3 protein-coding genes are annotated in these 13568 nt (G+C 72.5%); all 3 read right to left on the bottom strand.

What is annotated here, in order from left to right; translation table 11 throughout:
* Positions 1-2 precede the first annotated feature (2 nt).
* Genes BLU27_RS18150 through BLU27_RS18140 form a run of 3 tightly spaced genes read right to left on the bottom strand, consistent with a single transcriptional unit; the run spans position 3 to position 13209 of the window.
* A complete protein-coding gene (locus BLU27_RS18150) occupies positions 3-4490 on the bottom strand; it encodes a hypothetical protein (protein ID WP_092654858.1) in 4488 nt (1495 codons plus the stop codon).
* The gene (locus tag BLU27_RS18145) at positions 4487-9634 is read right to left on the bottom strand and encodes a DUF3892 domain-containing protein (protein WP_092654857.1); all 5148 of its coding nucleotides are present in this window, start codon (positions 9632-9634) and stop codon (positions 4487-4489) included. The genes BLU27_RS18150 and BLU27_RS18145 overlap by 4 nt, the downstream gene beginning before the upstream one ends.
* Positions 9631-13209, bottom strand: coding sequence for a DUF6603 domain-containing protein (locus BLU27_RS18140; protein ID WP_092654856.1), 3579 nt, complete (start codon positions 13207-13209; stop codon positions 9631-9633). The genes BLU27_RS18145 and BLU27_RS18140 overlap by 4 nt, the downstream gene beginning before the upstream one ends.
* Positions 13210-13568: the final 359 nt, after the last annotated feature.

The raw sequence follows: 13568 nt of genomic DNA, 5'->3' as shown, positions 1-13568 counted from the left end.
GGTCACCTCGCCAAGGTGCGGGAGAAGTCGGTCGCGGTCGCGTCGGTGCGGACCACGTTCATCGGGAGTACGGCCGCGGGCAGGAGCTGTCCGACGTCGGTGAGGGCGTCGGGGTTGGTGGGATGCAGGGCCTCCAGGTCGACGGCCCGCAGCTGGGCCAGGGCAAGCGCCTCCTCGACCGTCTCCCCGAGGATGTCCGGATCCCACGTGGCCCGTCCGTCCGGTGGTACGGCCAACAGCATCGTGTTCGGCGGCGCGGCGTTCGGGCTGTCCACGCTCAGTGCGATGCCGGTGGTCTCCGCAGCGGCCGGAAGGACCTCCGCCCACTCGTCCACGACGAACCCGGTGAGACCGGAATCCATGCCCACCAGGCCGGACCACGGATCGGCGAGCGGTGCGTGCACGAGCAGGGAGACACGGCTTCCTGCCACCCGCGGCCCCTCGAACCGAAGGCCGAGCCAACGGTCACCCGGTGCGTACGGCAGTTGGGCGACACGCAGCCCGAGAGTGTCGCCGGCGCCCAGCGCCTCCGCGTAGCCGACGCTGGTGACCAGCCGGTCGACGCCTCGGCGGACGCGGCCCACCGAGGTGAGCCAGGCTGTGGCCGCCGTCGGGTCGCCGTCCTGGAGTTCGGCGCTGCGGGCGAGCACCTGTTCGAGCGCCACGCCGTTGGGCGGGGTGAAACTGCCGAGCAGGGGCACCTGCCTACCGATCAGAGCGGACAGGACGTCCCGGCCGGACTCCGCGATGTCAGCTTCCTGGATCCGGCGGCCTAGTTCGGTGGTGGCCGAGGACGCGAGGGCGCCCAACTCGGCATCTGCTGCCCACGGTGCCGGCAGCACCCCGGGGATGCCGAGCAGAGCTGCGCGTCGCAGGCCGTCCCGTCGCTGTCCGGGGACGCGCAGGGCTGCGAGCGCGGTGTCGGTGAGTGCTCGGACAGCCTCCGCCCGGGTGGCGAACTCGTCGACGGCCTCGCTCTCCTCGGCCTGCCCGCCGGCAGAGGCGACGGACTCCGGCAGGTCGAGGTCAGAGGCGGCGAGCGGCCGAGCCGAACTCACCAGATCACGTGCGGCAGTGGCGGCCTCGAGCAGTTCCGGCAGCCCGAGAACGTCGCTTCCCCACTCCGGTGCCCGGTCGGCGAGCAGGGTGAGCCGAGCTCCGTGCGGAACGTCCGGTCGGTCCGCGGCACGGAGTAGCAGCAGCCGTTCCAGATCGCACCCGGCCGGTGCGCCGGCTCCGACCGAGAGCGCGGCCACGTCGAGGGCGGAAAGGTCGAGTTCACTCAGCGGGAACTCCACGATGCTCGCCGCCTCACTCCCCCCGTCTCCTGCCCCGGCGTCCACGCGCACCCGGACGCGGACACGCGTCGACGCAGGCAGCAGGCTGGACATCCACGCGTCGGCCTCCGGGGAGGCGACAGCGCGTGCCTGCGCGGTAGCGTCGACCGGCCACCGGGTTCGGTCCGCACACGACGCGGCGGGCAGGACGGTCAGGACTCGGTGGGTCAGCGCGACACCGGTCCGCGGCGTACGGACCGACTCCAGCTCGGGTGGCGGCGCCTCACCGCGGCCGAGCGCGTCCAGAGTTGCCCCCGCTCGCAGCGGATTACCGAGGACGGCTTGGTGCACGCCCTCGACCAGCAGCGCGTCCGCCACGGAGTCGACAGCGTCGTCCAGGTCGTCGAGCACCTGGACGAGTGCGGCGATCTGGTCGGTCTGGTTCGCGGGTACGCCGACGTCGCGAACCAGGTCCAGGCGGCCCGCCTTGCGAAGCCGGTGCAACGCCAAGCCGTCGACGACCGACGTCGTGGTGACGGCTTCGCTGACCTGTCCCTCGGAGTCGACTGCCGAGCCCCGCAGCGGCGCGATCGCGCGAAAGCGATCGATGTGGGCCGCGAGCGCCGGCAGCGGGTGATCCTGGACGGCGCGTTCGAACCGGTAACCCAGCAGGGCGCCGAGCGGCTGGCCCTGGCGTACGCCGTCGAGGATCCAGGCTGCGGTGCGTACCCGGTCCGAAGGCAGGGAGACCGCGAGCGGCCCGGTGGGGTCCTCTCCGTGGGCACGGTGCCCCGACCGAAGGACCGCCGCGGTGGTGGCTTGCGCCAGCGAGGGCGCGTGCACGAATCCGGGCGAGTCGGGAATCCGGGTGAGCGGTCCGGGCTCGTTCGGCGGCAGTTCGCCCGCCGGAACGACCGGCCGGGTGGGACGAGGGCGTACGTCGGTCACCCAGCCGAACCCGCCCACGTGCACGCCGGTGGGCTGTCCGCCGGCGGGCCGGCGTAGCCAGGCCAGCCGTTTGGTGGCCAGCGAGGTGATCCAGGCGTCCAGGCGGTGCGATGCGGCGTCGAGAGTCTGCGCCATCGTTCGTTCGAGATCGCGGGCCGGGACGTTCACCAGTGCGGTGATCGCCGAGCGCGCCTCCCACAGGTCGGCTGCGTCGACGTCGCGGGTGGACTCCTGTCCGGCGAGGTACGCCCCCACGGGCTGGGTCGTCCCGGGCCGCTGACGCTGCAGCCTGCGCCACGCGGTCGGCGTGTCGGTGCCAGGGACGACGTCGACGAGCTCGGCCTCCGCCCGCTCCGCGAGAGGCGTGCCGAGAATGCGGTCGGCGGCGATGACGTACTCCGCGAGCAGCGACTGGCGCAGCAGCCGGTACAGCAGCGGCGTGCGCTCAGGTGCAACCACGTCGACGGCGTCGCGCAGCCACTCCGCCGTGCGGACGGCCGCGGTGAGGTTGCGCAGGTACGCCGACGGCTCTGCGCCGTCCGCACCTACCCAGGGCAGATCGAGCGGGTACGACTCGCGGGCATGGACGAGCTGCGTCACCCGGACGTCGAACGGAGTGAGCCCGAGCCGTTGCCCGAGCGCGGCGGCTCCGGCGGCGAGTTCGGTCCGCCACTCCTGCCGCAGCCCGAGTTCTGCGAACCGCCACAGGTAGGCGACGTATTCCGCCCCGAGCGCGTTGCGGCCGAACAGCCGGCGAGCCAGCGGCGACATCGCCAGCAAGCGCACGAGGGTCAGGTCCGGTCGGGTGTCGTCCGGCCTGATCCTCGGCACCGCCTGGGTGTCGGCCACGGCAGGCTCGAAGACCAACTGCCGCACCCGGCCCAGGAACCCGACCACGGCCGGGTCCAGGCGACGCCGTCTGATCGCGCTTCCCTCCACGTCGGCCCAGCGCCGTAACGGCAGGATGGGCAGGATGCCGTAGGGCTGGGACCCGATCCGCAGAGGGGGCACCGGACCGTTGGGCCGCAGGTAGTCCATCGCGTGCTGCCGCGCTCCGCGCACGGCGGCGTCGGAGAACCGTCCGGCGGTCAGTTGGCTGAGGAAGTACCCCCAGGTCGTCCCCCACAGCGCGGTGACCATCGCCCTGGCGGTGACGTCGTCGGTGCCGTCGCCGCCGCGCGCACGACGCAGCGGCGTGGCGCTGCCCGGCCGTGGCGCGGGCGGCGGGGGCGTTCCGGGTTCCCCGTCCGGCGGAACGGGCGGCTCAGCCAGGTCGAGCCCCAAGGCGGCGGCGAGAACGTGCGAATTGGTGCCGCCCCGGTCGTCCCCGTCGGGTTGCCCTACGGACAAACGCACCTGGTACGCCGCCGCGTGCGCGGGATCGTTGCGGCTGTACGCGGACGAGGTCGTCTCGGTGTTGTTGGTCGCCGCACCGGGCGGTACGTATCCCAGACCGCGGGTGTGGTACTGCGCGGTGATCAGGTCCGCGAGTGCCCTGGTGGACGCCACCGGTCGCCCGGTGGCGGGGTCCGTGGCGTCCTCGCGCACGCCGTACACGAAGATGCGGGCGTACCCGCCGGCCGGTCGGGGCAACCGGATGCCCATGCCCACGGCCTCGGCCTGGTCGAAGTCGACGAGCCAGCGGATCGCGTCGTCAACCGGCGGTTGCGTACGCGGATCCACACCAGGCTCGGCGGTCGCGGTCGCGGTCGTGGTCGGGTCCGAGGCAGGGTTGGGATCGGGTCCGACGGCCAGACTCGCCGGGATGTCCCCGCCGACCACCCGAACGACCGGTGCGGCCGGGCCGAGTGGATAGGCGACGACGTACCAGCGAGACGGCAGGCACCCGGCGGTGGCCCGCCGTGTCCAGGTCGTGGTTCGCAGGGACACGTCCGGGATGGCCGGCCGCGGCGCCTGGCCCGGGTCGGTGCCGGGCGCGGGCCGATCGCCGGGGTTCGTCGGCTCGGTCACCCGCGCGATCCAGGCCGCCCGCTCCGCGCCGAACCGCGTGGCGAGCTCCGCCCAGGCGGCGTCCTCCACACCGGTGTCGGCACCGGCCGTCCACACCGTGGTCCAGTAGCGGCGCGCCCAGTCCGCCTCGTCGGCGGTGAGGTCGCGTTCGTGGCTGTCGACGTGCAGGTCGTCCGGATACACCCGGAGCAGCAACTCGCTCGGGGTGAACCTGGTCTCGAGACGCACCGGCAACAACAGCACCGGCCAGGCGGTCGAGAGGGTCCAGGGGTCGGTGGCGCCAGGGTCGCTCATGAGATGTCCGCCGGGATCGGTGGGAGGGAAAGGAGGTTGTTGGGTGCGTCGCCGTCGGCGCGGGTCCGCAGGTAGGAGCGGCCGAGGTGGGTGTGCGAAACCACCACGTCGACCGGATCTCCGGTGGGTTCCTCGACGTAGAACCGTTCACGGCGAGCGATCGCGGCCAACACCTCGTCCACGCTCGCCTGCCACCACGTGCCGTCGGGGTAGCGACCCGCGACCGCGCGTATCCGTGTCTGTGGGTCGCCGGCGGTGCGCGTACGCACGTGCGTGATCCGCCACCCGTCGCCCACGCCGGGCGGCAGCAGCGCGGTCGCGTGGTAGGCCACCCGCACCGGCTGCTGCAGGTGGATGTGCGCCATGTGGGCCGAGTTGTGGCCCCACGTCACCGGCGGCGCCTCGGAGTCGGACGCCAGCGGGCGTTCGGGCGTGCCGAACGGCGCGTGCAGCACCGGCACGTGTCCGAGGTGGTCGAGTGCCTGCTGGTCGTCTACGACCGCGGCCCAGCTGAGGTCGCGCCAGGTGGCCGGCGCGGTGCCGTAGCCGGGGTCCTTGTCCGGAGGTACGTCCATGCCGAACCTCGGAGCACTGGGTTGTTCCTCGAAGACGAAGAACCAGCCCGGGTCGCCCGCGCCGCCACGCGCCTGCTCGACGGTGAAGGGAAAGCCGACGAAGAGGATGTCGGGTTCCAGCATTCCCTGGAAGGCCGGCTCCTGGCGTTCACTGCCGAGGCGGGCGCTGCCGCCGGGCACCGCCGGCGGCAGCGCTCGACGAGCGTGCAGGCCGAGCGAAGGGAACCGGCGTACGACCTCACCACGGACGAGCAGGACGGCACCGTTGCCGGCGCCGGTCGTCGCCACCTGACCGAGGTGCGCGGACCCCGGCCACTGCGCGACCGGCGGGATGTCCGCCGTGTCCCCCGTGGTCCCGTCCGCGCCGCGGGAGTCCCAGAACTCCCGGAACGCAGTCGCCCTCCGGTCGGTCGGGAACTCCCTCCACAGCAGTTCACGGCCGAGCTCGTGGTTGGCGCCCACGAGGAACGCCTCCACGAACGCCGGGTTGGCTCGCAGCAACGTGACCGTGTCCAGCGGTACGTTCCCGGCCCCGGGCAGCAGGTGCTCCTGCCCCAACTCGGCGAGCAGCTCCGACATCGGTTGGCCGAACCGCGGTGGCGCCAGCAGCTGGCCGAGCGGGTCGGTCAGCTCCGCGTCCGCGAGGTCGACGCCCGTGAGCCGGGAGGTGACCCGGGCGGTCACCGTGACATCGGGAAGGAGCGCCTGCCGCACGTCACCGGCGATCCGGCCGAGCGCCAGCGCCTGCTCGTCGTCGGCGGCGGCGACCTCCTGCGACCGATGCACCGCGGTGAGGTTCGCGAGGGTGGCGCTGCGGAACCGGGTCGCCATCTGCCGCTTCTGTCCGAGCAGGGCGTTGTCCAGGTCGGCGACGGCGATGCTCGCCCCCTGGTTCTCCCAGCCGAACCAGCCGTCGGCCTGGATCCGGGTGGCCGGGCCCCACCGTGCCGGGTCGCCGGCCGCGTTGCAGTCCCAGCCGATCCGGTAGTAGGCGCGGTTCTCCATTTCCGGGTTCTCCAGGTGGAAGACCACGAGGTCCGGCTGGGCGGAGCCGCTCACGTCGGCGACCGCGATGCCCGCCCCCGCGACACTCGCGCCGAAGCTGCCGGGGATCTGTTTGATCGGGCTCCAGCCGCCGGTCACCTTGCCGCGGGCGTTCAGCTGCCAGCCGATCCGGTACGACGCACGCACCGCCCCGCCGACCTGTTCCAGCAGCAGCACCGTGAGTTCTGGGCGAAGGTCGCCGTTGAGATCGTCGACGGACACCCCCATGCCGACGACCGGCGGCGCGGTCGCGGCGGTACGGGTTTCCCAGGGCACCTCCACCGACTCCGACCATCCGCCCTCGGCGGCACCGGAGTCGGGGTTGATGCGCCAGCCGATCCGCAGATACAGGCGGCGGTCGGCCGGCGCGCCGCTGACGTAGACGACGACGAGTTCCTGCCGTCCGTCGCCGTCAAGGTCGGCAAGGGTGGCCGTGCCGTTCTCCACGCGGTAGCTGATGCTCAGCGCGCCGCTGGGGGCGTAGAACGTCGACATCGGCGTCGGCATCCGGCGCTCGTCGGTCCAGGAGGCGGGATTCCCGGCAGCGTCGAGGTTGCGGCCGATCCGCCACTTGCCGAAGTTGCCGTAACCCGGGATCTCCTCGATCCAGAACTGCAGCAGGTCCGGACGCCCGGAGTTCCCGTCGAGGTCGGCGACCGCGAGCGCGAAGCCCTGCGTGGGGTCCCCGACGCGGTGGGGCAGCGTCGGCTTCATCTCCCACCCGCCGCGTACCTCGCCGTCGAAGCCGACGTCGCGGCCGAACCGCACGTACGCCGCGTTGACGCCGCCAGGGTTGTCGACGTGCCCGACCACGAGGTTGGACATGAAGCCGAGCCGCGGCCGCCACCGGATGTGCGAGAACGGACTGACGTCGGGGTTGCCACGCCCGCCGAACACGGGCTGGCCGAGGTCCTGCCAGGTGGGTGCGCCGCCCCGGAGCAGACGTACCAGCCTGGACTGGCCGACGCCGTACACGTCGGCGCCGGCGACGACCGCCCGCAAGCCCCACGCGGGGTCGGTCGGCGGCGGCCCGCTCGGTGTCTGCCAGCCCCCACTCGGGGACCACGCCATGATGGTCTGCGCGGTGGACTTGACCAGGAGCGAACCGTCGGGCGCCCGTCCGAGCAACACCCCCGGGGTCTGCGGCGGCGACTGCGCGATCCACATGTCACCCATCAGGATGACCCGCATCGTCAGGTAGAGCTTCCCGTCGGTGGCCATCGCGGCGAGGTAGGCGCCGAACTCGGCGATCCTGCCGGTGACCCAGACGTACGTCGACGGCTTGCCGTGGCTCGTCCACACCCAGCCGTTGCCGGAGTTGCGGTACTCCTGCAGCCTGCCCTCGGAGTCCCTGAGGGCGAGCCGCCACCAGCTGAGCACGGACGGGGTGCTCTGGCACAGGGTGCCCGGCGGCGTGCCGTGGGTCACCCAGACCCAGCCGCCACCGGCGGCCTTGCGCTCGTACAGCACACCGTTGGTGCCGACGCACCACACGCTGTCGAACGTCCCGGTCTGCGCCAGCCCGCCGCTGACGGGCCGGGAGTCCCACGCGCTGGTGGCGGGCCCGAACCCCCAACCGATCGTGGTGCCGGGCGGTGTGCCGTGGGAGATCCAGTGCCAGCGTTCGCCGTCCCAGCCGCACTCGTAGAGGGCGCCGTTGCCGCCGGTCACGAACGTGTGCAGGTCGCGGACGCCCACAGGGTCTGAGTTGATGGTGGCGTCTGGCGGCCGGCCGTGGTCCACCCAGCCGACGTGCACGTCGTTCTCCACCCGCGACATCAGCCGGCCGTCCACGGTGACGACGAAGACGCGTCCGCCCATGGGTGCGCCGACCTGGGTCAGCGGCGGCGAGTATTCGCCCGGCTCGTCGCGCGGGAGCTGCGGATCCTGCTCCCACCACCGCGGCGTCAGGCGTTCCCCACGCAGGTGGTCGAACGTCTCGCCGTCGGAGAAGTCCTCGAATCCCAGGAGGCCGGGTGGTGTACGAAGCGCCGGAGTCGCGGTGACGTCCCGGCTGGCAAGCGCCTGCAGAGCGGTGGTCCCGAGGTCGCCGGACTCCGCCGGCGTACGCCGGTCGACCGGACCGCCGGGGCGGCTGAGCCGACGGAACGCCGGCGACACCGCGGCCTCGGCCTCGCGGTTGCCGGTCAGCTCGTCGCCGACGGTCGCGTCGCCGACCTCGACGTCGTGCCGTGCGGGCGCGGCGACCTGGAGCAGGTGAGGGTCGTCCAGCCCGTCGGCGGGGTTCGCGGTGACGCCCAGGCGACGGCGGTAGATGCTGTCGCTGAGTTCGCGGGCCAGTTGTCCCTGGCGCAGGGCCTCGTTCGCCTGGCGGATCTCCGCCGCCTGGTCCCAGGCGGCGGAGACGAGGTCCTCCTGGTGACGGCGGACGACCTCCGCGCCGAGTGCGGCGGCAGCACGGTGTCGAGGGTCGACGTTCAGGTCACGCAGCCACCGGGGCGGCTGACCGTCGCCGGGTACGCCAGAACGGCCTGCCATCTGGTCCCCGTAGGTCGGCGGGGAGAGCCGGTCAGCCGCGGTCGGCAGCAACCGGTCGTACGCCGATTCGAACGCGCGCCGGGTGTTCTCGTCCCACGTCCGCGGCCGGGTGCCCACGGATCGCAGCGGCCCCTCGAAATCCACGACTCGGTGGGGATCACCTGCGGGCAACTCCGGCAGCCCCGAACCCGCGGAGCCTGCGTCGAGTTCCCGCACACCGATCTTCCCGGGTAGGGCGCGCGGCACGAGCCGCCCGACCAGCGACTCGAAGTCACCGCGTTCGCCGGTGACGAACGTCCAATGGTGGTACGCCGGGAGCGCCCAGTCCGCCTGCGCGGACACCGGCGGCCAGGCTGGGCGGAGTTCGGTCGCGTCGGGTCCCTCGACGGGTTCGCCGATCCCGGCGAGCCGGCCGGCCTCGAACGCGGGCACCACCGCGGCGACATAGGCGACGTGGGGGTCGAGCCGCTTGGGGCACACCAGCCGGGACAGCGTTCGCTCTGGTGCTTCGGCGAGCAGTCCGTCGACGGTCGCGTCGTTCAGGTCCCCGTCGGTGACCACCTGCGCGTGCGCCCAGGCCCACGACTCCGACAGGTCGGGCAGGTCCTCCGGCGCGCAGACGAGCCGCGGAAGTCCGCCCTTCGGGTCGGGTACGACGGTGGCGCGGTCGGCTTCGACCACGACCAACACCAGCCACGGACGCAGCCGCTGCTCGCCGGTGGGCGCGGCCGGGCTGAACATCCACGGCAGGTCCGGCCGGTCGAACTCCACCTGGGCGAACAGGTGCGGCTCGAACCCGTCCGTGCCGGCCGGTGGGTCGGTCCGCAGCACCTGCCGCGGGTCTATGCCGGCGACGTCACCGGGCCCGTAGAGCCGGGTCGGCACTTCCACTTCCGGCCGGTCGTTGATCCGGACCTTCACCGTCACGGTTCCCCGCGCCGGTAGCGAGCCGGTAAGCGGATCGGTACCCGAACCGCTGGCCCCGAGCCCCTCGCGTACCCACGAGAGGAATGTCAGGCCGCTCATGCTTTCGCCCCCGTCATCCGTTCCTGCTGGACTGCCCCGCGGGGCCGGCGGCGGCCGGACGTCCGCGCGCCTTCCGCCCCGGTGCCGTCCGTCGTGGTGTTGCTCGCACCCGTGTCGCGGACGACCAGCCGGCGCTTCGGTTCCGCGAAGCGGGTGCGCCCGGTCGTACGGGTGCCGGCCCGGGCAGCCGGGCCCACACCGACGCGGGCCAGCAGGGCTGTTCGCTCCCGACGTGCGGCGACCGCTGCCGAGCGGTCTGGCGCTGCCAGATCCGCCGGTGCCATCTCCGCCGCCATCTCCGCCGGTGCCGCGCGCAGTCCGTCCCGGTCGTTCGCCGACGCGACAGCCTGGCCCGGCGCACCGACCACGACCTTCTCCTCGTACTCGGGCGGCGCCTCGATCAGGCAGCCGTGGTCGCGGTCGGTCAGGTCCGCGGTCACCGCCCGCCCGGCGTCGAAGAGCTGGAAGGACGGTCGCGAGAGCTTCTCGTCGTCGCTCAGGTCGAGGAACTGCGCCACCGCGAAGTGCTCGGACGTGCCCACGGCATCCAGCGGATCGCCGTCGTCGATACGGACGCTCTCGATCCGCAGAGGCCGGTGGCCGGTCACCGGCGCTGCGCCGAACCGCTCCAGGGCGAGCCCGAGCGGTGCGACGCGCTGGGTGACCGAGAGACCGCCGAGCGGGTGCGCCAGCAGCGTCCCGTCCGGGGCGGCCACCTGCCGCAGGGACACGACCGAACGACCCGCGCCAGGCAGCTGCGCCGTCCAGTTCCGGCTGTCCGCCAGCGCCGCCTCCACTCGCCCGGCGACGTCGACGGGGGCCGGTGCGACCGCCGGTGCGGGCTGCCCGAACCGCTGGTCGAAGGAGATCTCCCCGCTGAAGAAGAGGATCTCGAACGTGGCCCGGCCACGCGCGTGCCACGGGGCCGGCCCGGAGAGGGTGACGTCGACTCGGACCGCCATCAGGGTCGTGTCGCCCCGTTTGAGGGCGAGCGCACCCCCCATGTCGGCGACGAAGCCGAACGGGTCCAGTTGCACCAGGGCGTCGAAGTACAGCATCCCCTCCACGCTGAAGCCGAGCGCCGCCGCGTAAAGCTCCAGCCGGGCGCCGAACTGCACCGTGTTCGAGGTGAGCGCGAGGTACGACTCCAACCGGATTCGCGGGTTGTCGCCGGTCATCAGCGACAGCGTGAGCCGACGCAGGGCAGGGAAGCCGGGCGGTGGCTGGAAGCGCGGGTTGAACCCGCCCGCCGACAGCGCGAACGTCGGCCGGTCGAGCCACCGGGCCCGCATCGCCATGTCGCCGCTCAACGCGAACGCCGCGATCCGCGAGTCGTACAACGTGGCGTCCACCGACGCCTCGCCACGGTCGAAGTCGATCAGCCCGAGGACGTCCATGTTGACGACGACCACCGCGGCCTCTTCGGTGGGCAGCGCCATCCGCAGCCGCCCCAGGAGCGCGAGCCGGACGGGGGTGGGAAGCTCCAGCAGGAGCCCGATGTCGAGCGTGAGCAGGGTCGGCGTACCCCACCCGATCCGTGCCATCGGCCCGACCACGTGCCGGTTCGGCGTCGGCGGGAACACCGTGCCGAGAGTGGCGACGATCTCGGTGGCGCGGGCCACCGGGTCCGCAGGAAACAGGACCGAGTCCAGCGCACCGGTGCGGATGCCCGCCCGCAGGGCTTCCACGGCGACCGACCTGTTGATGCCGAGCAGGCCGCCGACACCGTTGAGGGTGAAGCCGAAACCGAGCTGGATCGGCGTGAACTCCGCGGCGACGATGACGAGCAGCGAGAAGCCCTCCGACCCGTCGGGCATCCGGGTGGTGAGCAGTCCGACGGCCTTCAGGCCGATGCCCTCCAGCTCCAGCTGGAGCGCGCCGGCGTACTCCTCCTTCGCCGGGTCGAAGAACAGGTAGCCGCCGCCGACGACCGGACCCGCCTGGATCGCCAGCGCGATGCCGGCCGGTGGCTTGAACGCCAGTTCGAGTTCGGCCGGCCCGAGGTTGCCGCCCCCTTCGGGAAAACGCAGGGACGCCTCCACGCCCGTGCGCTGCACGGCAGCGGTGACCGGTCCCAGCTGCACGCGGAACGTACCGGCACCGCTCACCGCGAGCCCGTCCGCCGACGTCGGCAGCGCCAGGTCGAGTACGTCGACCTGCAGCGGTCCGAGCGTCAGGTGCACCGGGAGGGACACGGCCAGGCCACCGCCGTGTCCACCGCTCCCGGCGCTGCCGGTGACCCGTAGGCCCTTGCCGGAGTTCCATCCCACGGTGACGTCGAAGGGAACCCGCATCCCCTTGTCAGGAAGTACTTTCGCGAGGAAGGAGTCGCCGTCCCCGGGCTCGACCACGAGCGCAGAGGGCCCGGAGGACAGCGCGACGTCGAGAACGGTCGAGGTCGGGCCGGCTACGAGGGAGACGGACAGTCCGGCACCGCCGATCTCGACCCGAGTCCCCTTCTCCGCGGGCAGCGCGAGGGCTGCCGAGACGCCGACCTCGCCACCACCGACCTGGCCGTCGGTGTTCGCCGCTCCCACCCTGGTGAGGCCGAACCGGACGAGGACCTCCGGTCGACCGGACCCGTCGGCGAGGTGGGCACCGTCGGCGGAAACGACCAGGCCCGGCGCGAGCGCTCCCACCTCCGCGACGAGCTCCCAGGCGCCGACCTGCCAACTACCCGACCAGGTGCCGAAGGCCTCCACCGCGAGAGCCAGCCGGCCGAGGTCCTCGCCCGTCAGCACGAAGACGGCCCCGGCGCCCAGATCCCCGCCAGTGTAGGAGTCGGCAACGGGCAGGATCTCCCCTTGATGGTAGGGGCTCACCGGCACCCCCACCCGGAGCATCCGGTGGGTCAGCGCACGCTGGTCGGCCGGTAGAGCTGCGGCGAGTTCGCCGGCCAGGTCGTTCGCCGCGTCCAGCCCCAGTCCGCACAGCCAGTCGGCCAGCATCGGCAGCAACAACCGCGCCAGGCTGTCCAGCCGGGCGGTGAGGTCGGCCGACGCCGTGTCGTAGCGATCGCGCAGTGCGCGCACCGGATTGCGGAGGAACGCCTCGAGCAGTGCGGTGTCCAGATGGCCGCGTGGACCGGGGCCCCGGATCACCGTGCCACCGGAAGTGGTGATCGGCGCCTCCGCGGCCGCCAGCCGCGCGGGAACGTAGAGTCCCGCCACCGCCAGCAAGTCCGCGACACGCGGGTGATGCTGGTCCAGCCAGGTCGAGACGAGATGGTTGAGCAGGTCGTCGGCGAACTTCTCCATCAGGTCGAGGGGCAGGTTCGCCGGGGGATGCCAGTCCGCGGCCACCGCGCGGACCGCCTCGACGGTTCGGCCCACCACCGGAAGCGCCGAAGCGACGTCGGCGAGTTCGAACTCCGGCGCGGTCAGCAGCGCGAGCAGCTCTTCCGCGGCGTCCGCCCCGGCCGCGAGCATCGCTTCGATCCGAGTGATCGGAAGCCCGGTCGCCGCGTCGAGGTTCCAACCGAGCCGCACCGCGAGGCCGGTGACGTCGGTCGCGTCGGCGATCGGTGACACGAACAGCCGCAGCTCCCGCAGGAGTGGCGCCCAGTTCCCCGTCATGAGCGCACCTGGTGAGCACCCGGTCCACGTCGGGAAGGGCTGTGGAGCCGACGGCAAATGGGCACACGGGTACGCCGAGAGCAGTGCATGAGAATCCCCCCAGTCGCGTCGCAGAAGCGACGTGCCAAGAGATTTCCAGCAAGGCGCCCCGCCGTCAAGATCAAATTTCGGAGCCCCGTCAAACCAACGTCAAACGGACAGGGGCTCGGACACGGGTGAGCGATCCCTTCTGTGTAAGGGATCGCGCCAATCCTCGATGGCGGGGCAGTTTGCGGATTCTCCGGACAGGATGATCAATCGTGAGTCATCATGGCCTGCGTTCGGCGTCAACCCTCACTTGCAGGAGTCAGCCACGATGC

The sequence above is a fragment of the Actinopolymorpha singaporensis genome (assembly GCF_900104745.1).
Lineage (GTDB): Bacteria > Actinomycetota > Actinomycetes > Propionibacteriales > Actinopolymorphaceae > Actinopolymorpha > Actinopolymorpha singaporensis.
This window is presented reverse-complemented; position numbering and strand designations above follow the sequence as displayed.

What these genes read in the sequence shown, in the direction of transcription:
- BLU27_RS18150 (WP_092654858.1), bottom strand. Translation starts at nt 4,490, where the DNA reads ATGAGCGACCCTGGCGCCACCGACCCCTGGACCCTCTCGACCGCCTGG.
- BLU27_RS18145 (WP_092654857.1), bottom strand. Translation starts at nt 9,634, where the DNA reads ATGAGCGGCCTGACATTCCTCTCGTGGGTACGCGAGGGGCTCGGGGCC.
- BLU27_RS18140 (WP_092654856.1), bottom strand. Translation starts at nt 13,209, where the DNA reads ATGACGGGGAACTGGGCGCCACTCCTGCGGGAGCTGCGGCTGTTCGTG.